Source organism: Streptomyces sp. NPDC007905 (genome assembly GCF_042959345.1).
In the GTDB taxonomy this organism is placed as follows: domain Bacteria; phylum Actinomycetota; class Actinomycetes; order Streptomycetales; family Streptomycetaceae; genus Streptomyces.
The window spans coordinates 173,996-193,412 of record NZ_JBIBKS010000013.1 but is presented as its reverse complement, the minus strand read 5'-3'; the positions used below and the strand labels follow the sequence as shown (position 1 = coordinate 193,412).

Below are 19,417 nucleotides of genomic sequence, written 5' to 3'. Positions count from 1 at the left end.
TCGTCGTCCCGACAGGAGCACCTTCCCGTGACCACCACACCCACCGCCGGCCGAACCACGGCCGTGGCCGCACGCGCCACGGAGCTGTCGAAGATCTACGGGCAGGGCGAGACCCGGGTGGTCGCCCTCGACCGGGTCTCCGTCGACTTCCGTCAGGCCGAGTTCACCGCGATCATGGGTCCGTCCGGCTCCGGCAAGTCCACGCTGATGCACTGCGTGGCGGGCCTGGACAGCTTCTCCTCGGGGTCCGTGCGGATCGGCGAGACCGAGCTGGGCTCCCTGAAGGACAAGCAGCTCACCAAGTTGCGCCGGGACAAGATCGGCTTCATCTTCCAGGCCTTCAACCTGCTCCCGACGCTGACCGCGCTGGAGAACATCACCCTTCCGATGGACATCGCGGGCCGGAAGGCCGACAAGGCGTGGCTGGACCAGGTCATCCAGATGGTCGGGCTGTCCGAACGGCTCAGCCACCGGCCCGCGCAGCTGTCCGGCGGCCAGCAGCAGCGGGTCGCCGTCGCTCGTGCGCTCGCCTCCAAGCCCGAGATCATCTTCGGTGACGAGCCGACCGGAAACCTCGACTCGCGCTCCGGCGCCGAGGTGCTGGGTTTCCTGCGCAACTCCGTGCGTGAACTGGGCCAGACGGTGGTCATGGTGACCCACGACCCGGTGGCGGCGGCCTACGCCGACCGCGTGATCTTCCTCGCGGACGGGCGGGTCGTGGACGAGATGCACTCCCCCACGGCCGACTCCGTGCTCGACCTCATGAAGCAGTTCGACGCGAAGGGCCGTACCAGCTGATGTTCCGCACCGCCCTGCGCAACGTACTCGCGCACAAGGCCCGGCTCCTGATGACCGTGCTCGCCGTCATGCTCGGCGTGGCGTTCGTGTCCGGGACGCTGGTCTTCACCAACACCATCTCCGACGCCTACCAGAAGAGCTCCGCCAAGGGCTTCGACCAGGTCGACGTCGCCGTACAGCCCAAGTACCAGGACTCCAGGGGCGACAAGGTCGGCAGGACCACCGAGCTGACCCAGGCGCTGCTCGACCGGGCCGAGAAGGTTCCGGGCGCCGCCTCCGCCACCGGTGTCGTCACCGGCTTCACCGCGATCGCCGGCAAGGACGGCAAGCTGCTCGGCGCCGGCTGGCAGTCCGAGGGCGGCAACTACTGGGGCGCCAAGGACGAGCGCTACCCCGTCATCAGCGGCCACGCCCCACGCGGTAGGGACGAGGTGCTGATCGACTCCAGGACCGCCGAGCGCGCCGGCTACCGGGTCGGCGACACCGTGCGCATCTCCGTCGACGGCCCGGTCCTCACCCCGCGCATCAGCGGCGTCTTCACCACCGACGACGGCAACGTGGCCGCGGGCGGCAGCCTCGCCCTGTTCGACACGCCGACCGCCCAGTCGCTGTTCGGCAAGAAGGGCACGTACGACGAGATCGACGTGAAGGCGGCGGCCGGAACCAGCCAGGGTGCGCTCAAGGCGGCCCTGGACCAGGCGCTGCCGTCGCGCCTGGTGGAGACCACCACCGGCAAGCGGCTCGCCGACGACCAGGCGCGGATGATCTCCTCGTCGATGAGCGGTCTGAAGCAGAGCCTGCTGGTGTTCGCCGGTATCGCCCTGTTCGTCGGCACGTTCATCATCGCCAACACCTTCACCATGCTGGTCGCCCAGCGCACCAAGGAGCTGGCCCTGCTGCGGGCGGTCGGTGCCTCCCGCCGGCAGGTCACCCGTTCGGTGCTGATCGAGGCGTTCGTGGTCGGCACGGTCGCCGGTGCGACCGGTCTGGCTGTCGGCATCGGCATCGGCGCGGGGCTGCGGAGCCTGCTGGGCTCCTTCGGCGCGAGCGTCCCGGACGGGCCGCTGGTGATCACGCCGGGCACCGTGGTGGCCGCTCTCGCGGTCGGCATCGTCATCACCGTGCTGGCCGCTTGGCTGCCGGGCCGCCGGGCCGCGAAGATCCCGCCGGTGGCTGCGATGAGCAGCGTGCACGCCAAGGCGACCACCAAGTCGCTGGTGCTGCGCAACACGCTCGGCGCCCTGTTCTCGGCGGCCGGTGTCGCGGTGGTCCTCGCGGCCACGGCGATGGACGCCGACGCGGCCCAGGGCCCGATGGGTCTGGGTGCCGTACTCCTGATCATCGGCGTGTTCATCCTGACTCCGCTGCTGTCCCGCCCGCTGATCGCGGCCGCCGCCCCGCTGCTGCGCGTGTTCGGCGTCTCGGGCAAGCTGGCCCGCCAGAACTCGCTGCGCAACCCGCGCCGTACGGCCGCCACGGCGTCCGCGCTGATGATCGGCCTGACCCTGATCACCGGCATGACGGTGATGGCGGGCAGCCTGCAGACGTCGATCGACAGGATGGCCAGTTCGGCGATCCGCGCGGACTACGTCGTCTCGATGGCCAACCGCGGCCCGCTCTCCCCCGACGTGGCGACGAAGCTCGCCGCCGCCGACGGCGTCACGGCCAGCAGCCCGCTGCGCAACGGCGAGTCCCGCATCGACGGCGGAACCGAGTTCCTCACCGGTGTCAACGGCCCGGTGATCGGCGAGCTGACGGACCTGACGGTGGACGACGGCTCCTTCAAGGTGGGCGGCTCTCAGGTCGTCGTGGACAAGGACACCGCCACCTCGCACGGCTGGCGGGCCGGTTCGGACTTCACCGCGCACTTCGAGGACGGCAAGGCGCGGAAGCTGACGGTCGCCGGGGTCTACGAGGGCAACGACATGATCAGCGGGATCATGCTCGACAACACGGTCCTCACCCCCCACCTGACCGAGCCGGCCGACATGCAGGTGATGGTGAAGACGGCCGGCGGCGCCTCCGGGTCGGCCAAGGACAAGCTGGAGAAGGCCCTCGGCTCCAACCCGGCGATCAAGGTCCAGGACAAGCAGGACATCTCCAACGACATCGCGAAGATGTTCACGACGATGCTGAACATGCTCTACGGCCTGCTCGGCATGGCGGTGATCGTCGCGGTCCTCGGGGTCATCAACACCCTGGCCATGTCGGTCTTCGAGCGCTCCCAGGAGATCGGGATGCTGCGCGCCATCGGCCTGGACCGCAAGGCCGTCAAGCGGATGGTCCGTCTGGAGTCCCTGGTGATCTCCCTGTTCGGCGGCGTGCTCGGCATCGGCCTGGGCGTGTTCTTCGGCTGGGCGGCCGGCGAACTGCTGGGCACGAAGATGGCGACGTACGAACTGGTCCTGCCCTGGGGCCGGATGACGGTCTTCCTGCTGCTCGCGGCGGTGGTCGGCGTGCTGGCCGCGCTGTGGCCGGCCCGGCGCGCGGCCCGGCTGAACATGCTGGCGGCGATCAAGGCGGAGTAGCCCTTCGACGATCGACGGCCCCGTTTCCGTGACCGGAGCGGGGCCCTCGCCGTGTCAGGGGTTCCAGGTACCTCGCTGTGTCAGGGGTTCCAGGTACGGGTCCGCAACGGCAGGCCCGAGGCGCCCGAGTGCGGGGTGCGGATCGCCAGTACCTGGTTGACGCCGATGCGGTTGTGCTCGAAGGCGAGCGCGCAGGCGGCCATGTAAAGGCGCCAGACGCGTGCGCGGCCGGGGCTGGTGAGACGGACCGCGCGGTCCCAGCCGGTCTCCAGGTTGGCGACCCACTGGCGCAGGGTGCGGGCGTAGTGCTCGCGGATGGACTCCACGTCCCGGATCTCGAAGCCGGCCCGCTCCAGCTGGGTGACGGTGGAGCCGATCGGCGCGAGTTCGCCGTCCGGGAAGACGTAGGCGTCGATGAACCGGTCGACCTCGTACGTCGACTCGTCGCGCTGCGGGCGGCGGGCGATCTGGTGGTTGAGCAGCCGTCCGCCGGGCTTCAGCAGGGTGTACAGGACGCGCGCGTACTCCAGGTAGCGCTCGGAGCCGACGTGTTCGGCCATGCCGATGGAGGAGATGGCGTCGTAGGGGCCGTCCGCGACGTCCCGGTAGTCCTGGACGCGGATCTCCACCCGGTCGGTCAGCCCCTCGTCGGCGACGCGCTTGCGGGCGTAGGCGGCCTGCTCCTGCGACAGCGTGATCCCGACGACGCTCACGCCGTGCTCACGGGCCGCGTGGACGGCCATCGAGCCCCAGCCGCAGCCGACGTCCAGCAGCCGCTGTCCCTCCGTCAGGCCGAGCTTGCCGCAGACCAGTTCGAGCTTGTCGCGCTGGGCGGACTCCAGGGTGCCGCCGTCCTCCCAGTAGGCGCACGAGTAGACCATCAACGGCCCGAGGACGATCTCGTAGAAGTCGTTGCCGACGTCGTAGTGATGGCTGATGGCCCGCTTGTCGCTGCGCCGTGTGTGCAGATGACGGCGTCTGCGCACCTCCTCGCGCGGTGGGGCGGGCGGGATCGGCGGCCCGGCGAGCATCAGCAGCTCGCGCCCGGCGGCCCGTACCTCGGGGTCGCGCAGCGCCTGGGTCAGCGTGCGGGCGTCCTCCCCGCGCTCCCAGACGAAGCCGCCCATGGCGTCGAGGGCGGTGTACAGGTCCCCCTCGACCTCCAGGTCCCCGGCGACCCAGGCGCGGGCCAGGCCCAGCTCGCCCGGCTTGAACAGCAGCCGGCGCAGGGCGCGGCGGTTGCGGATGACGAGGATCGGGGTACCCGGCGGGCCGGCCTGGGAACCGTCCCAGGCGCGGATCCGTACCGGGAGCGGTGCTCCCAGCACCTGCTCGGCAACACTCGTCAGCCGCGACGCGGCGTCGGCCATGGCGCACACCTCCAAGACGACGATCCCGGATGTCCGTTCACCACGTAAACACCGCGAAGCGCTCAGCGCAGTCCCGCAAAGGAGTTACAACCGAGCCAAAACAGATGCACAACACATGTAAATAGGCCCGGAAAACACCGAAGGACCTCCCGCACCACGGATGGCAGGAGGTCCTTCAGGTAGGTTCCCTGACCGAGGGTCAGGGGCGCCGACCGGTGGGGGTCAGGAGGCCTTGGCCTTCGCCCCGGTCTTGTCGGCCTTGCTCGCGGCTGCGACCGGCGCCGGCTTGGCAGCCTCGTAGAACTCCTCGCGGGGGTTCTCCATGGCGCCGAGGGAGACGACCTCGCGCTTGAGGAACATCGCGAGGGTCCAGTCGGCGAAGACGCGGATCTTGCGGTTCCAGGTCGGCATCGCCAGACCGTGGTAGCCACGGTGCATGTACCAGGCGAGGCGGCCCTTGAGCTTGATCTTCATCTTGCCCATGACGATCATCGCCACGCCCTTGTGCAGGCCGAGACCGGCCACCGCACCCTTGTTGGCGTGCTCGTAGTCCTTCTGCGGGAAGCCCCGCATGCCGGAGATCACGTTGTCGCCGAGCACCCTGGCCTGGCGCAACGCGTGCTGGGCGTTCGGCGGGCACCAGGCGTTCTCGTTGCCCGCCTTGCGGCCGACGAGGTCCGGGACCTGCGCGTTGTCACCGGCGGCCCAGATGTAGTCCGTGCCCTTGACCTGGAGCGTGGGCTCGCAGTCGACGTGGCCGCGCGGGCCGAGGGGCAGGCCGAAGCGGGCGAGGGCCGGGTTCGGCTTGACGCCGGCGGTCCAGACGATGGTGTTGGAGTCGACCTCCAGGCCGTTCTTCAGCACCACGTGGCCGTCGACGCAGGAGTCCATGGAGGTGGAGAGGTAGATCTCCACGCCCCGGCTCTCCAGGTGCTCCTTGCCGTACTGGCCGAGCTTGGGGCCGACCTCCGGCAGGATCTTGTCGGCGGCGTCGACGAGGACGAACCGCATGTCCTCACGGGACACGTTCTTGTAGTACTTGGCCGCGTCCCGGGCCATGTCCTCGACCTCGCCGATGGTCTCCGCACCCGCGAAGCCACCGCCGATGAAGACGAAGGTGAGCGCCTTGCGGCGGATCTCCTCGTCGGTCGTGGAGTCGGCCTTGTCGAGCTGCTCGAGGACGTGGTTGCGCAGGCCGATGGACTCCTCGATGCCCTTCATGCCGATGCCCTGCTCGGCGAGGCCGGGGATCGGGAAGGTGCGGGAGACCGCGCCCATCGCGATGACCAGGTAGTCGAAGGGCAGCTCGTACGCCTCGCCCACCAGGGGGGCGATCGTGGCGACCTTGCGGTCCTGGTCGATGGTAGTGACCCGGCCGGTGAGGACCTCCGCCTTCGGCAGCACGCGTCGCAGCGGGACGACGACGTGGCGAGGGGAGATGCTGCCGGCGGCGGCTTCGGGGAGGAAGGGCTGGTAGGTCATGTACGACCGGGGGTCGACGACCGTGACGGTCGCCTCTCCGTAGCGCATCTTCTTGAGAATGCGCCGAGCTGCGTACAGGCCTACGTACCCACCGCCTACTACGAGGATCCTGGGACGCTCCGTGGTGCTCATGCCATCGAGTATCCACCCGCCTCAGGGGGGGTGCTCGTGCGCCCCTTCACAAGCTCCGGCAGAGCCTGTGCTAAACTCCGCGGCCCGCGTGACGCAGGTCATGACGGCGACGGGGAACCCAGGGGTGGTCCGACCCGTTGTCAAGGCCGCGTGAGCTGCCTCTCTGGGTCACCGAGGCGGTGGTGAGCACCTCGCAACACCCCTGCGGGAGCCCCTCCCAGGCCCCTCTCACACCTGTCGCCTGAACATGTTCAAACGGCCCAGGAGGCCCCGGAAGGGCCTATCGGCCCCTTTTCGCGGTTCCACGAGGCGGAATTCCTTGTGAAGAACTTCACGAAGTTTTCCGACCGACTGCCACCGAAAGGCCCTGGAGGGCCCCACAGTCCCGCTCAGACGTTATCCGACCTGCTCAGCCGATGACTACCAGCGAGTAACAAAAGAGAGCTATGCCACCGACCACGCGATGCCGTCGAGGATGTCGTGCTCGCTGACGACGACCTCCTCGGCCCCGATCCGCTCCATGATCGCGAGCAGGACGAGGGCGCCCGCGCCGATGACGTCGACCCGGCCGGGGTGCATGGACGGGATCGCCGCGCGCTCGGCGTGCGTGGAGCGCAGCAGCCACTCGGTGATCTCGCGGACGCGGTCGCGGGAGACGCGGGAGTGGTGGATGCGCGCGGAGTCGTACTCGGGCAGGTCCTGGGCGATCGCGGACACGGTGGTGACCGAGCCGGCGAGGCCGACCAGGGTGTGCGCAGCGCGCAGCGGGACGGTCTGCTCGGCGAGGTCCAGGGCGGCCTCGATGTCCGCCCGCATGGCGGCGATCTGCTCCTCGGTGGGCGGGTCGCTCACCTTGCCGTCGTGCGCCAGGTGTCGTTCGGTCATCCGCACACAGCCGACGTCCACGGACCGCGCGGCCCGGACGCGGTCGTCGCCGACGACGAACTCGGTGGAGCCGCCGCCGATGTCCACCACCAGGTAGGGCTTGGCGAGGTCGCCCGCCCGTGTCCCACCACCCTCAGTCGAAGGGCGCTCCGCGCCCCCTTGGCCGTGCCCGCCGAGCTCCTTCGTCGCACCGGTGAAGGAGAACTCGGCCTCCTGGTCGCCGGTGATGACCTCGGGCTCCACACCGAGGATGTCCACCACCCCGCGCACGAAGTCGTCCCGGTTCTCCGCGTCGCGGGAGGCCGAAGTGGCGACGAACCGCACCTTCGCGGCGCCGAGTTCACGGATCACCTCGGCGTACTCCCGGCACGCCGCGAAGGTCCGCTCCAGCGCCTCGGGGGCCAGCCGGCCGGTGCGGTCCACGTCCTGGCCGAGCCGCACGATCGTCATGCGCCGGTCCAGCTCCAGGAGCTCGCCGGTGGCCGGGTTGACGTCGGCGACGAGCAGCCGGATGGAGTTCGTGCCGCAGTCGACGGCCGCGACCCGGGTGAAGCCGGGCGCGACCATCGGCCTGTCCGCGAAGAAGCCGCTGCGGACCTCTGCCGGGTCGAGGACGGGACCCTCCTCACCCGGGTGCTCGTCCGCCGGGTCGGGCGCCTCCAGCGGCTGCACGCACGGCCCCTTGCTCCACCACTGCGGCAGCATCGCGATCGCCTCGTCGCCCAGCGGGTTCACACCCGGGCCGGCGGCCAGCGAGTGGGCGACGAGCACGTGCAGGCACTTCACCCGGTCCGGCATGCCGCCCGCGCTCGGGAAGCCCTCCAGGACCTCGATCTCGTCCCGGCGCCGGATGTAGTCCTCGTGCGCGGCCCGGTAGGCGGCGGCCAGCTCGGGGTCGCTCTGCAGACGCTCGGTCATCTCCTTCATGACGCCGTTGGCCTCCAGCGTGCCGATCGCCGAGGCGGCGCGCGGGCACGTCAGGTAGTACGTCGTCGGGAAGGGCGTGCCGTCGGGCAGGCGGGGTGCCGTCTCCACGACGTCCGGCTGACCGCAGGGGCAGCGGTGCGCGATGGCCCGCAGGCCCCGCGGCGGGCGGCCGAGCTGCTGCTTGAAGGCCTCGACGTCGGCGTCGGTGGGCTCGGTGCGCAAAGTGGGCGGCGGAGGCGTTTCCATGACTGCTTTCAGGGTGGCTTTCTGTCGGTTCACTGGTCGGAGGCGTCGGACTTGTCGACCCCGTCCCAGACGTTCGCGTACCAGGGCCGGTGGGCGGCCCCGAGGTCGGCGCGGGACTGCTTGGCCGCGCCCGGGTCGATCACCACGTACCCGGTCTCCCCGGGCATCACGTAGTGCAGCCGGCGCCGGATCTGCTGCTCGGCGTAGGCGTCGTCCTGCCAGCGCGCCTTCAGGTCGCGCAGCTGCTCGACGCGCTTGCGGGCCTGCTCCTGCTGCCGCTGCTGGTCGGCGATCTCGGCACGCTGGGAGACGTACTGCCGCATCGGGTAGGCGAGCGCGACGATCAGCGAGCACAGCACCAGCGCGAGCAGGGCGGCGCGGCCGGTGAGCCGGGAGCGGCGGGCCTGCCGCTTGGTCTGGGAGCGATAGACCCGGGCCGCCGTCTGCTCGCCGAGCTGCCGCAGCCTGGTCGCGGTGGAGAAACGGTCCCGGTCCTTCACGGCCATCTGGCCCTCGCCTCCCCTTGCCGGTGTGCCTCACACGTGCGTACGTCCCCGGACACGGTACGGGACCGGGTACGGGGACGTACGTACGACTGGCTAAGGCTTACTCCGGGTTGAACCCCGGTTGGGTCAGCCCTTGAAGCGCGGGAAGGCGCTGCGGCCGGCGTACACCGCCGCGTCGTCGAGGATCTCCTCGATGCGCAGCAGCTGGTTGTACTTGGCGACGCGCTCGGAGCGGGCCGGGGCACCGGTCTTGATCTGGCCGCAGTTGGTGGCGACGGCCAGGTCGGCGATGGTGACGTCCTCGGTCTCGCCGGAGCGGTGGGACATCATGCACTTGAAGCCGTTGCGCTGGGCCAGCTCGACGGCGTCCAGGGTCTCGGTCAGCGAGCCGATCTGGTTGACCTTGACCAGCAGGGCGTTGGCCGCGCCCTCCTCGATGCCGCGGGCGAGGCGCTCGGGGTTGGTGACGAACAGGTCGTCGCCGACCAGCTGGACCTTGTCGCCGAGCTTGTCGGTGATGACCTTCCAGCCGGCCCAGTCGTCCTCGAACAGCGGGTCCTCGATGGAGACGAGCGGGTAGGCCGCGACCAGCTCCTCGTAGTACTCCGTCATCTCGGCGGCGGAGCGCTCCTTGCCCTCGAAGAGGTACTTGCCGTCCTTGTAGAACTCGGAGGCGGCCACGTCGAGGGCGAGAGCGATCTGCTGGCCGGGGGCGTAGCCGGCCTCCTTGATGGCCTCCAGGATGAGGTCGAGGGCCTCACGGTTGGAGCCGAGGTTCGGGGCGAAACCGCCCTCGTCGCCGAGGCCGGTGGACAGGCCCTTGCTCTTCAGGACCTTCTTCAGCGTGTGGTAGACCTCGGTGCCCCAGCGCAGGGCCTCCGAGAAGGACTCCGCGCCGATCGGGGCGATCATGAACTCCTGGATGTCCACGTTGGAGTCGGCGTGCGAGCCGCCGTTCAGGATGTTCATCATCGGCACCGGCAGCAGGTGCGCGTTCGGGCCGCCCAGGTAGCGGAAGAGCGGGAGGTCGCTGGCCTCGGAGGCGGCGTGGGCGACGGCGAGGGAGACGCCGAGGATGGCGTTGGCGCCGAGGGAGCCCTTGTTGTCGGTGGCGTCCAGGTCGAACATGGCCTGGTCGATCAGGCGCTGCTCGGTGGCGTCGTAGCCGACGAGCTCCGGGCCGATCTGCTCGATGACGGCGAGGACGGCCTTCTCGACGCCCTTGCCCTGGTAGCGGTTCGGGTCGCCGTCGCGGAGCTCGATGGCCTCGAAGGCGCCGGTGGAGGCGCCGGACGGGACGGCGGCACGACCCGTGCTGCCGTCGTCGAGGCCGACCTCGACCTCGACCGTGGGGTTGCCTCGGGAGTCCAGGATTTCCCGGGCTACGACGACGTCGATGGACGGCACGAGCATCTCCTTCATGGATGTGACGCTGGTTCTGCGGGGCTGGTGTGCCTTGCGCCTGAAGCCTATCCGTCCCGGGGGCGTCGGCCACCGACCGACCGTCCCGTGGACAGGAAGGGGCGGGGAGAGGCACGGGAGGACAGGGAGACCGTACCCATTGTTCATGCGCGGAACAAAGTGGGGCGCGGGCGGGACCCGGCTGAAGAGCGGGAAACAAAGAGCCCCGCCCCGGCGCGTACGGGGGAAGACGCGCCGGGGCGGGGAGCCCGTGGGGGACGGGGGGCGACCCTCACGAGGCCTTCAGGGGGCGGGCCGTGGTGTGAGAGCGCTGTGGTGGGTGTGGGAGCCGGGTGTCACTTCAGGTGCAGCTGCTGGCCCGGGTAGATGAGGTTGGCGTCCTCGACGATGCCCTTGTTCAGCTCGAAGAGCTTCTTCCAGCCGCCCTGGACGTGGTGCTTGTCGGCGATGGTGCTGAGGGTGTCGCCCTTGACGACCTTGTACTCGCCGTCACCCTTCTTGACCTTCTTGCCGGTCGGGGTGGTGACGGTCTTGCTCGCCGAGGGGGCCGTGCGCGTGGTGGAGCGAGTGGCGGCCTGCTGACCGGTGGAGCGAGTGGTGGTGCTGGGCGCGGCGCTCTTCGAGGAGGCGCTGGGCGCGGAGCCGTTGTAGGCGGCGCTGGACAGGCCCGTGCCGCAGACCGGCCAGGCGCCCTTGCCCTGGGCCGCGAGGACCTTCTCGGCGATCTGGATCTGCTGCGCCTTGCTGGCCTGGTTGGCCTGCGCGGCGTACTGCGTGCCGCCGTACGCGGCCCAGGTGGAGGCGGAGAACTGCAGACCGCCGTAGTAGCCGTTGCCGGTGTTGATGGACCAGTTGCCGCCGGACTCGCACTGGGCGACCGCGTCCCACTCGGAGGCGGTGGCGGCGGAGGCGCTGCCGGCCGCCATCAGCGGGGCGGCGACGGCGGCACCGGCGACGCCGGCGACGGCGATGGCGCGGACGGCCTTGGACGGACGACGGTGCTTGCCCTTGCCGGAAAACAGCATGGATCGATCCCCTCACCGACGCCTGCGAGGTGAGCTGTCGGGTTCGGGCCGGTTGAGTTGCCCGGTCGCGCCTCTCGGGGAGGCACGACTTCACCCCTAGCCGGGTCCAGCTCAACTGCTGGGCTCGGCGCTTACCTTGGGTCCCCCGCTCCTGCCTACGGCGCATGACGCGACGACTGTTCCCGGGCAACCGCTGGCAGGATTCGGCGTTGCGACTGCCGGGGCTCGTGGTGACGAGCGGTCTCGACCGTAGACAGGCGATCAGCGGAATTTCAAAGACGATCAGGGCTTCTGAGACTCATCCCACACTTTCACCAAACCGGACATTGGGTGTGAAGTGGGACGTCAACTCCCGCTACTTATCGCCCGTTTCGGTACCGACTTCCAGGGTCTGACCGGCAGCGATGTGGTTCGGGTCGGCGATGACCTTCTCGTTCAGGCTGTAGAGCGCGTGCCATCCGCCGTCGACGGCAAGGGAGTCGGCGATGGAGGCGAGCGTGTCTCCCCCGCGGACCGTGTAGGTGCTCGCATCGCGGGAGGTGTGACGGCCGGAGGAAGTGGCGTTCTGACCGTTTGCCACGCTTTCGTCCGCACTGTCACCGCGGTGACGTCCGCCACTGCTGAGGGCACCGGTGTCGACCAGGCTCCAAGAGCCGCCGGTCTGCCATGAATTGTCCGACTCGTCCAGTACGGGGTTGGTAGTGGCGGGCGCACTCCCCTGCGTGCTCCCGGAGTCCGGCGATGCGGAGGTGTCGGACTTGTGGGTGCCGGTTCGCTCACCGGGGCCGGTGGAGCCGGCGCCCTTGCTCGCACCGGGGGACGGCGTGGCGGTCGCATCCGAGGAGGAGTCGGACGAGGACGACGAATCCGGCAGGCCGGACGAGACGGAATTTCCGGTGGAATTGGACGTATCCGTGGACCCGGAGGAGTCACCGGAGTCCGACGAGCCCGTGCCGGAGCCGGCCGAGCCGGAGTCACCGACGCCCGTGTCGACGTCCAGGGAGCCGGAGTTCGAGGTCAGGCCGGAGAGGAGGGCGCAGGTGGCCCAGGGGGTGGTGCCCTGGTCGGCGAGGATCTTCTCGGCGACGGCGATCTGCTGCGAACGGCTGGCCTGGTCGGCACTGTCGGCGTACTGGGTGCCGCCGTACTTGTCCCAGTCGTCCTGGGATATCTGCAGACCACCGTAGTAGCCGTTGCCCGTGTCGGCGCTCCAGGAGCTGCCGCTCTCGCACTCGGCCACCTTGTCCCACGTGGTGCCGTCGGCAGCGTTGGCGCTCGCCGCGCCGAGGAGCGGGATGGCGATGGCGGAGCCGGTCACTCCTGCCGCGACGAGGAGGGCGGGGGCCTGACGGGGGCGACGGTGACGACCGTTCCCGGAGAGCATGCGGAAACCTTTCGGGCGACAGCAGGAGCGGCGCGGCGGGTGAGGCTCGACGCCGCGCTGATGGGTGAACGTATCGGCAGACGATCACTTGTCACAAGTTAATGCCGCGCAGATCACGTGAAGATCACAAAGTTGAACGTCTGTCATGTTGACGTTTCTACGACCTTTTCGGTAGCGGGCGTGAACTCCACGGGCAGCGTGCGCAGGCCGCGCATGATGAGTCCGCCGCGCCAGCGCAGGTCGGCCGGATCCGCCGCGAGCCGCAGGTCGGGGAGGCGGGTGAGGAGGGTGGCGAGCGCGGTCTGGCCCTCCAGCCGGGCGAGCGGGGCGCCGAGGCAGTAGTGGATGCCGTGGCCGTACCCGAGGTGCTGGTTGTCCCGCCGGGACAGGTCCAGCACGTCCGGATCGGCGAACCGCTGCGGATCCCGGTCGGCGGCGGCGAGTACGACGAGCACCGGGTCCCCGGCGGCGATGTCCTGCCCGCCGATGGTGAGCGGCCGGGTGGCGAACCGCCAGGTCGCCAGCTCCACCGGCCCGTCGTAGCGCAGGAGTTCCTCGACGCCGGTTTCCAGGAGGCCTCGTTCGCCGCGGGCCAGCGAGTCCTGCAGCCGGTGGCGCTGCTCGGAGTGGTTGAGCAGGGCGTACGTGCCGTTGCCGATCAGGTTCACGGTGGTCTCGAACCCGGCGAACAGCAGGATGAAGGCCATGGCGGCGGCCTCGTTCTCGGTGAGGTGCTCGCCGTGGTCGGAGGCGCGGATGAGACCGGAGATCAGGTCCTCGCCGGCGGTGGGGGTGTCGGGCAGCGCCGCGCGCTTGCGGTGGATGAGCTCGGCGAGATAGCCGCGCATCTTCTTCACGGACCGCGCCACCCCGCCCCGCGGCCCTCCCCCGTGCCGGATCATCATCCCCGCCCAGTCCCTGAAGTCGTCCTGGTCCTCGCGCGGGACGCCGAGCAGGTCGCAGATGGCGTAGATGGGGAGCGGGAAGGCGAACTCGTGGATGAGGTCGGCCGAGCCCGTCCCGGCGAACTGGTCGATGAGGTGGTCGGTCAGCTCCTGCACCCGGGGCGCGAACTCGGCGACCCTGCGAGGCGTGAACGCCTTGCTGACCAGCCGGCGCAGGCGGGTGTGGTCCGGTGGGTCGATGTTCAGCAGATGGGTCATCAGCTCGGCCTTGCGCTCGCCCGGGATACCGGTCTTCCCCTTGGCGTGCGCGGGCTCGTCGTGATGCGCCGGGTTCTTGCTCAGCCGCTGGTCGGCGAGGGCCTCCTTGGCGTCGGCATACCGGGTGACCAGCCAGGCCTCGACGCCACTGGGCAACCGCGTCCGGCGCACGGGGGCGTGCTTGCGGAGCCAGGCGTAGGCGGGGTAGGGGTTGGCGGCGAACTCCCAGGTGAAGAGGTCGGGGGCGGCCGGGGGGTGGGGCTGGTTGGTCACTCCTTGACGGTATCCGGCTTCTCGGGTCTGTCGGCGAGGGCCTTGCGGGCACCGGAGCGGCCCCTGTCCGCGGCTTCGCGGTACCGCTGTTCGGCTTCGTCGGGTTCGCCCCGCTTTTCCGGGAGAACAGCCCAGTCCCGTCGCCTCACCTCCCGTTCTCCGCGCCGCTCCTTCCCCGCTCCTCCGTCTCCTTGATGGCGTCCCGGTAGACCCGAGCCGCCGCCCGCAGCGCCGCCTCCGGATCCACGCCGTCCGCTTCGGCGCGGACCGCCAGGGCCAGCAGTTCGTAGCCGATGCCCTCGCCGTGCGGCGGTGGCACGTCCAGATTCGCCGTGCGCACGCGGGCGGCGAGCTTGGCGGTGAGGGCGAGACCGGGCTGGCCGAGGGGGACACCCTCGGTGACCGAGGTGCGCTGCTTCTCCTCGGCCTTGGTGCGCAGCCAGTGCTCCTTGACGTCCTCCGGTGTCTCGGCCTTCTCCTCGCCGAAGACATGGGGGTGGCGGTGGATCAGCTTGGCGACGATGCCGCCGGCGACGTCGTCGATGGAGAACGGCGCGTCCGGGTCCTCCTCGGCGATGCGGGAGTGGAAGACGACCTGGAGCAGGACGTCGCCCAGTTCCTCCCGCAACTCCTCGCGGTCGCCGGCCTCGATCGCCTCGACCAGTTCGTACGCCTCCTCTATGCCGTACTTGGCCAGGCCCTCATGGGTCTGCCGGGAGGACCAGGGGCACTCGGCGCGGATGCGGTCCATGACCTGGACGAGGTCGAGGAGGCGGGCGCCGGGCAGGTCGTAGGAGGCGGGCAGCAGCTCGAGCTCCGGCATCCGCGCCCGGCCGGAGCCGGCCAGCCGGGCCAGGCCGTCGGTGAGGGCCGGCTCTCCCTCGCCCGTGGCCACGACCACCACCGTCCGCCCGCCGGCGCAGGCGTCGACCAGCTCCTGGGCGGTGGGGGACGCCTCCGCCACGGATATCCCGGCCTCCCGCAGATACGGCAGCTGCGGATGCGCGCCGTCCGCGCACAGCACGGCGTCGGCGGCGCGCAGCACCTGCCAGGCGGGCCAGGACAGCAGGCCGGGCGCGACACGGTGGCTGGTGGTGAGCAGGACGATGCGGCCGGGGGCGGCTTCGGGGCTGGTTGCGTTCACGATCCGAACGTAACCCACGGCGAAGTCGGACGGGATCGGTTGTCCACAGGGGCACGGGCGTCGTGTGATCGTATGACCGTCAGGCTTCCGGCGACCGCTGCCGCACCGTTACGGCACCACGAATTCCGCCCGCTACGCCGTCTGCTGCTGCGCTCCCGCCGTGACCTCACGCACCCACGGCGTCTTGGCGTCCACCCGGCTGCTCTTCTGCACGTCCCAGGAGCCGTAGCGCGGGTTGAGGTCGATGCGGAGTTCGCCGGAAGCCTGGGAGAGGGCCCTCCAGAACGCGGGCTGGGTGGTTTCGGTGCCGAGCTTCGAGGCCAGCTTCTGTGCCTCCAGCTGCAGGCGGAGGTTGTCGTCCAGGCGCTTGGGCGCGATGCCATACTTCTGCAGCCAGGCCGTCTGCAGTCCCTTGGCGCCGCCGGCCTGCTGCTCCAGACCGGTGCGCATCTGCAGGACCTCCTTGCGGGTGACCGTGATCCCCTCGTCCTGCGCGGCACGGTGCAGTACCTGGTCCAGGACCATGTTGTGCAGGGTGTCGCGGGTGAGGCTGCCGGTGGAGGCGAGGACCTGCTGGTACTGGGTCTGATCCGGCACCGCGGCCCGCTGCGCCTCGCGTACCTCGTTGACCCGGCGCTCCAGCTGGGCGACGGTGATGCGCTGTCCTCCCACGACGGCGGCCGCGCCGGGGTGCGCTTCGTTTCCGCAGGCGGTGAGGAGGGGTGCCGCGGCGGCGATCGCGGCGGAGAGGACGAGCGCGGTGCGACGGCGGCGGTGCAAGGAGACCTCCAAGGGAGATTGCAAGGACAGGTGCGGCGCGCCAGCGCCTCCGCCAGGGGTGGTGGTCGGGCGACGGCGGGCGCACAAGGTCTTGCGGTGATCGATGGTAGGCAGTGGGCAGCCTGCGGCCAACCCATTCGACCAACGATTCACGCGCGCTTCGGGCACCGCCGCGCCACACCGCTCCGGTCAGCCGGTGATGGCCACCGGCGCGTCCCACGCGTCACGGTCGACGGTGAGCGTGACACCGCCGTGCGCCTCCTTGCTGTTGACCATGTACTGGTGGGCCCGGCTGTGGTTGGTGAACTGGGTGGAACCCCACGGCCAGTCCGCGGTGGTGGTGTTCTGCTTGTCCCACAGCGCGTACCAGAGGTTGCCCGGCAGATCCGTCCTGTCGGTGGCGGTGGCGACGGCCTTGGCGCTGGAGCTGGTGAAGCCGTAGTAGCCGGCGCGGTACGTCTTGGCGTGCAGCCCCTTGTCGAAGGCACGCACGTACGTCAGCACGGCGTCGTTGCACGACGTGTTCGTGATGTCGTACGCCTCCATGTCCAGGTACATCGCGCTGCCCGCCTTCATGCCGAGCGCGGAGGCCTTGGCCACGGCATCGGCGGCGTCCGTCGCGCCGAGGGAGGCCGCGGTGGAGGCGGTCAGCTTCTCCGGGTTGGAGCCGGACTGGCAGGGCGGCTGGGCACCGACGTAGATCGGGATCAGCTTCCAGCCGAGGCCGGTGACGTACTTGACCCAGGAGGAGGTGAGGTTGGGCTGGCCGCAGCCGCGGTTCTTGCCGCCCACGTAGACGGCGGCGGCGCCGTAGAAGCCGGTGTGCCAGGCCTTCATCGTGGACTGCGAGGGTGCGGTGCAGGTGTCGAAGGCGCGGCCGGTGAAGGTCTTCTGCGCGGGCCAGGCGGTGGCGGCCATGGAGCTCTGCGCGGCGAGGCCGGCGCCGGCGACGACGGCCGCTCCGGCCACCGCCCATGTGACGTACCTGCGCTTCTTCGACTGCCGATGACCGGCCATGAAACCCCACCCCTGCTCGTGCGTGCCGTGGCAAAACGAAACGCAACCTATACCGCGCCCTTACTGCCTTCGGGAAACTCAACCCCCCGAAGATCACAAGAATCCCTCAGGGAACGGCAAAATCTAGCCGCGCACCTGCCCCAGCCACCCCAGCGTTCGCCGGATCTCCGCCGCCAGCGGGTGACCGGGGCCGTGGAAGCGCTCCACGTCCATCAGGAGCCGCGCGAGCGTGTCGTGGGCGGCCGGACGGTCGCCGAGGGCGAGCAGCAGGTGGCCGATGCGGCGCCGGACGTCGTGGGCGAGCTGCGGGTCGCCGGAGACGTACTGGTTCTCGTAGTACGGCAGCAGCGCGCGGTATTCGGCGAGCGCCGCCGCAGGCTCCCCGAGCTGCTCCAGGCACTGGGCGGCCTCGTAACGGAAGCGCAGGGACTGCGGGTCGGCCTGGCCGGCCTCGGTGGCGCGTTCGTCGGCCAGGCGGCGCAGCTCGGGCAGCGCGCGCCGGTACTGGCCGTCGTCCATGAGGGTGGCCGCGTACTGCTTGCGCAGGGTGCGCACGACCGGGGAGTGCTCGCCGTGCTGCTCGGCCGCGGCGGGCAGGATCGCGCCGAGTATGTCCACGGCCTGGGTGATCCGGCCCTCCCCGAGGAGCCGCTTGACCTCGTCGACGGCGGCGGCGACGTCGGGCTTCTCGGTCACCGCCGGCGCGGGCGCGACGGGTGCGGGCTGGGGGGCGGGCGTCCGCGCGAGGTCCGGCCAGGGGGCGTGCGGGCGCAGGAAGGGACGTGTGGGGTCCAGCGGCGCCCCGGTCGGCATCCCGCGCGCGGGCAGGAGCAGCGCGAGGTGCTCGTACACCTCCTGCGCGGAGGCCGGCCGGTGCTGCGGGTCCTTGGCGAGCAGGCGCAGCACGAGCGCTTCCAGCGCCTCGGGGACCTCGGGGCGGATGCGGCGCACGGGCAGCGGGGGCTCGTACAAGTGCCGGTGCAGCACGCCGAGCGCCGTGGACCCGGCGAACGGCACGTCCCCGCTGAGCAGTTCGTGCAGCAGCACGCCGAGCGCGTACAGGTCGGTGTACGGGCCGACCGCGCCGCCCATGGCCTGCTCGGGCGCCATGTAGGCAGGTGAGCCGATCGGCGAGCCGGTGTGGGTCAGGCGCGTGGTGTCGGTGTCCATCACGGAGGCGACGCCCAGGTCGAGGACGGTGACCGTGCCGTCCTGCTTCACCATCACGTTCCGCGGCTTGAGGTCGCGGTGCACGATCGGTACGGCGTGCACGGCGCTCAGCACGGCGCACAGCTGCGCGGCCACCGCGACCGCCCACTGCCACGGGTACGGGTCGTGTTCGGCGAGGTGGTCGGAGAGGTCGGCGCCGTCGACGTACTGCATGACGAGGAAGAGCTCCTCGCCCTCACTGCCCGCGTCGTGCACGGTGACCAGGCCCGGGTGGTCGACCTGGGCGGTGACCCGGCACTCGCGCACGAAGCGGCGGCGCAGCTCGTCCGCCTCCTGGCCGGCCACCTTGTCGGGGCGCAGCAGCTTCACCGCCACCCGCCGGTCGAGCCGCTGGTCGTACGCCGTCCAGACCTGGCCCATGCCGCCCTGGCCGATGAGGGTGGACAGTTCGTAGCGGCCGGCGACGACACGTCCTGTCGTCACGGTCACCGTCCACCCTCGTGGCCGGAGTCCTGACGGCCGTCGTGGTGGCCGTCGTGCTTGCGCAGGTAGTCGCTCAGCTCGTCCAGCTCCGCACGGACCTGGTCGATCCGGGCGGGCGCCGGGCGCTGCGGCGGCGGAGGCTGCTGCGGCGCGGGCTGCGGGACGGGCGTGTGCACCATGGGCGGCGTGGCGGGCGGGGACGGCACGGGCGCGGGGTTCTGTGTCCCGCTCGTCGCGGTGAACGGCGCCACAGGCCGCGGATAGCCGTACGCGGACACCGCCGGGGCGCCCCCGTACGCCTGCCGGAGCCCCTGGAAGTACCGGGTGTCCGCCACGAGGTAGTACACGACCGTGGCGGCCAGGGCGCCGAGGAGCAGGGTGATGCCCAGGTAACCGCCACGGGTGTGGACCTCGTCGCCGGGCTCGCTGCCGAGCAGCACGATGCTGAGGATGTCGGCCGCCAGCACCGCCACGAACAGGCCCCAGTCCAGCGACTTGCGCGTGACGACGGCCAGCCGCAGCAGAATCACCCAGGTCAGGAAGCCGATGCTGAAGACTCCGACCGCGACGAACAGCACGCGCAGGAAGACGAGCCACGCGGGGTGCGGTGGCTGCTTCCCCGGCTGCGCGTAGCCGTGGCCTTGCATGGCTGCTCCTGATGCCTGAAATGGGCGTGCGTGTC

Annotated in this window: 15 protein-coding genes, 1 pseudogene and 1 riboswitch; of the genes and pseudogenes, 2 read left to right on the top strand and 14 right to left on the bottom strand. The window is 70.5% G+C overall.

Annotation, left to right across the window (positions count from 1 at the left end; all coding sequences use genetic code 11):
• Positions 1-27 precede the first annotated feature (27 nt).
• Positions 28-798 (top strand): ATP-binding cassette domain-containing protein, encoded by a 771-nt coding sequence (locus tag ACFZDC_RS23845; protein WP_391326818.1) that lies wholly within the window; start codon positions 28-30, stop codon positions 796-798.
• A complete protein-coding gene (locus ACFZDC_RS23840) occupies positions 798-3,326 on the top strand; it encodes an FtsX-like permease family protein (protein WP_391326816.1) in 2,529 nt (842 codons plus the stop codon). The genes ACFZDC_RS23845 and ACFZDC_RS23840 overlap by 1 nt, the downstream gene beginning before the upstream one ends.
• A gap of 80 nt (positions 3,327-3,406) precedes the next feature.
• On the opposite strand, the gene ACFZDC_RS23835 is transcribed toward ACFZDC_RS23840, so the two are convergent.
• The 14 genes and pseudogenes from ACFZDC_RS23835 to ACFZDC_RS23770 form a co-directional block, all read right to left on the bottom strand.
• On the bottom strand, positions 3,407-4,696 hold the full coding sequence (locus ACFZDC_RS23835) for a class I SAM-dependent methyltransferase (protein WP_391326814.1): 1,290 nt from the start codon (positions 4,694-4,696) through the stop codon (positions 3,407-3,409).
• 222 nt (positions 4,697-4,918) lie between these two features.
• A complete protein-coding gene (locus ACFZDC_RS23830) occupies positions 4,919-6,310 on the bottom strand; it encodes an FAD-dependent oxidoreductase (protein WP_391326812.1) in 1,392 nt (463 codons plus the stop codon).
• Between the two features lie 444 nt (positions 6,311-6,754).
• Entirely contained in the window at positions 6,755-7,762 is a 1,008-nt protein-coding gene (locus tag ACFZDC_RS23825; RefSeq protein WP_391326938.1) for an exopolyphosphatase, read from the bottom strand.
• A gap of 204 nt (positions 7,763-7,966) precedes the next feature.
• Positions 7,967-8,368: pseudogene (locus ACFZDC_RS23820) on the bottom strand (DUF501 domain-containing protein); the annotation flags it as partial.
• A 29-nt stretch (positions 8,369-8,397) separates the two neighbouring features.
• On the bottom strand, positions 8,398-8,874 hold the full coding sequence (locus tag ACFZDC_RS23815; RefSeq protein WP_391326811.1) for a septum formation initiator family protein: 477 nt from the start codon (positions 8,872-8,874) through the stop codon (positions 8,398-8,400).
• 126 nt (positions 8,875-9,000) lie between these two features.
• A complete protein-coding gene (gene eno / locus ACFZDC_RS23810) occupies positions 9,001-10,287 on the bottom strand; it encodes a phosphopyruvate hydratase (RefSeq protein ID WP_132785201.1) in 1,287 nt (428 codons plus the stop codon).
• A gap of 344 nt (positions 10,288-10,631) precedes the next feature.
• Positions 10,632-11,321 (bottom strand): transglycosylase family protein, encoded by a 690-nt coding sequence (locus tag ACFZDC_RS23805; protein ID WP_391326810.1) that lies wholly within the window; start codon positions 11,319-11,321, stop codon positions 10,632-10,634.
• Positions 11,322-11,325: 4 nt separating this feature from the next.
• Positions 11,326-11,494, bottom strand: a riboswitch (cyclic di-AMP (ydaO/yuaA leader).
• Positions 11,495-11,676: 182 nt separating this feature from the next.
• Positions 11,677-12,705, bottom strand: a complete 1,029-nt coding sequence (locus ACFZDC_RS23800) for a transglycosylase family protein (protein ID WP_391326809.1) — start codon at positions 12,703-12,705, stop codon at positions 11,677-11,679.
• Between the two features lie 143 nt (positions 12,706-12,848).
• The gene (locus tag ACFZDC_RS23795) at positions 12,849-14,141 is read right to left on the bottom strand and encodes a cytochrome P450 (protein ID WP_391326807.1); all 1,293 of its coding nucleotides are present in this window, start codon (positions 14,139-14,141) and stop codon (positions 12,849-12,851) included.
• Positions 14,142-14,286: 145 nt separating this feature from the next.
• Positions 14,287-15,285, bottom strand: coding sequence for a nucleoside triphosphate pyrophosphohydrolase (locus ACFZDC_RS23790; RefSeq protein ID WP_391326805.1), 999 nt, complete (start codon positions 15,283-15,285; stop codon positions 14,287-14,289).
• Between the two features lie 132 nt (positions 15,286-15,417).
• Positions 15,418-16,065, bottom strand: a complete 648-nt coding sequence (locus ACFZDC_RS23785; RefSeq protein ID WP_391326803.1) for a SurA N-terminal domain-containing protein — start codon at positions 16,063-16,065, stop codon at positions 15,418-15,420.
• Between the two features lie 189 nt (positions 16,066-16,254).
• Positions 16,255-17,082 carry a glycoside hydrolase domain-containing protein gene (locus ACFZDC_RS23780; protein WP_391326801.1) on the bottom strand — a complete coding sequence of 276 codons (828 nt, stop codon included), beginning with the start codon at positions 17,080-17,082 and terminating at the stop codon, positions 16,255-16,257.
• A 123-nt stretch (positions 17,083-17,205) separates the two neighbouring features.
• Entirely contained in the window at positions 17,206-18,699 is a 1,494-nt protein-coding gene (locus ACFZDC_RS23775) for a protein kinase (protein WP_391326936.1), read from the bottom strand.
• 38 nt (positions 18,700-18,737) lie between these two features.
• Positions 18,738-19,382, bottom strand: coding sequence for a hypothetical protein (locus tag ACFZDC_RS23770; RefSeq protein WP_391326799.1), 645 nt, complete (start codon positions 19,380-19,382; stop codon positions 18,738-18,740).
• Positions 19,383-19,417 lie beyond the last annotated feature (35 nt).

Coding starts and splice junctions, on each gene's coding strand:
- ACFZDC_RS23840 (WP_391326816.1), top strand. CDS start 798: ATGTTCCGCACCGCCCTGCGCAACGTACTCGCGCACAAGGCCCGGCTC.
- ACFZDC_RS23835 (WP_391326814.1), bottom strand. CDS start 4,696: ATGGCCGACGCCGCGTCGCGGCTGACGAGTGTTGCCGAGCAGGTGCTG.
- ACFZDC_RS23830 (WP_391326812.1), bottom strand. CDS start 6,310: ATGAGCACCACGGAGCGTCCCAGGATCCTCGTAGTAGGCGGTGGGTAC.
- ACFZDC_RS23825 (WP_391326938.1), bottom strand. CDS start 7,762: ATGGTCGCGCCCGGCTTCACCCGGGTCGCGGCCGTCGACTGCGGCACG.
- ACFZDC_RS23815 (WP_391326811.1), bottom strand. CDS start 8,874: ATGGCCGTGAAGGACCGGGACCGTTTCTCCACCGCGACCAGGCTGCGG.
- eno (WP_132785201.1), bottom strand. CDS start 10,287: ATGCTCGTGCCGTCCATCGACGTCGTCGTAGCCCGGGAAATCCTGGAC.
- ACFZDC_RS23805 (WP_391326810.1), bottom strand. CDS start 11,321: ATGCTGTTTTCCGGCAAGGGCAAGCACCGTCGTCCGTCCAAGGCCGTC.
- ACFZDC_RS23800 (WP_391326809.1), bottom strand. CDS start 12,705: ATGCTCTCCGGGAACGGTCGTCACCGTCGCCCCCGTCAGGCCCCCGCC.
- ACFZDC_RS23780 (WP_391326801.1), bottom strand. CDS start 17,082: ATGGCCGGTCATCGGCAGTCGAAGAAGCGCAGGTACGTCACATGGGCG.
- ACFZDC_RS23770 (WP_391326799.1), bottom strand. CDS start 19,382: ATGCAAGGCCACGGCTACGCGCAGCCGGGGAAGCAGCCACCGCACCCC.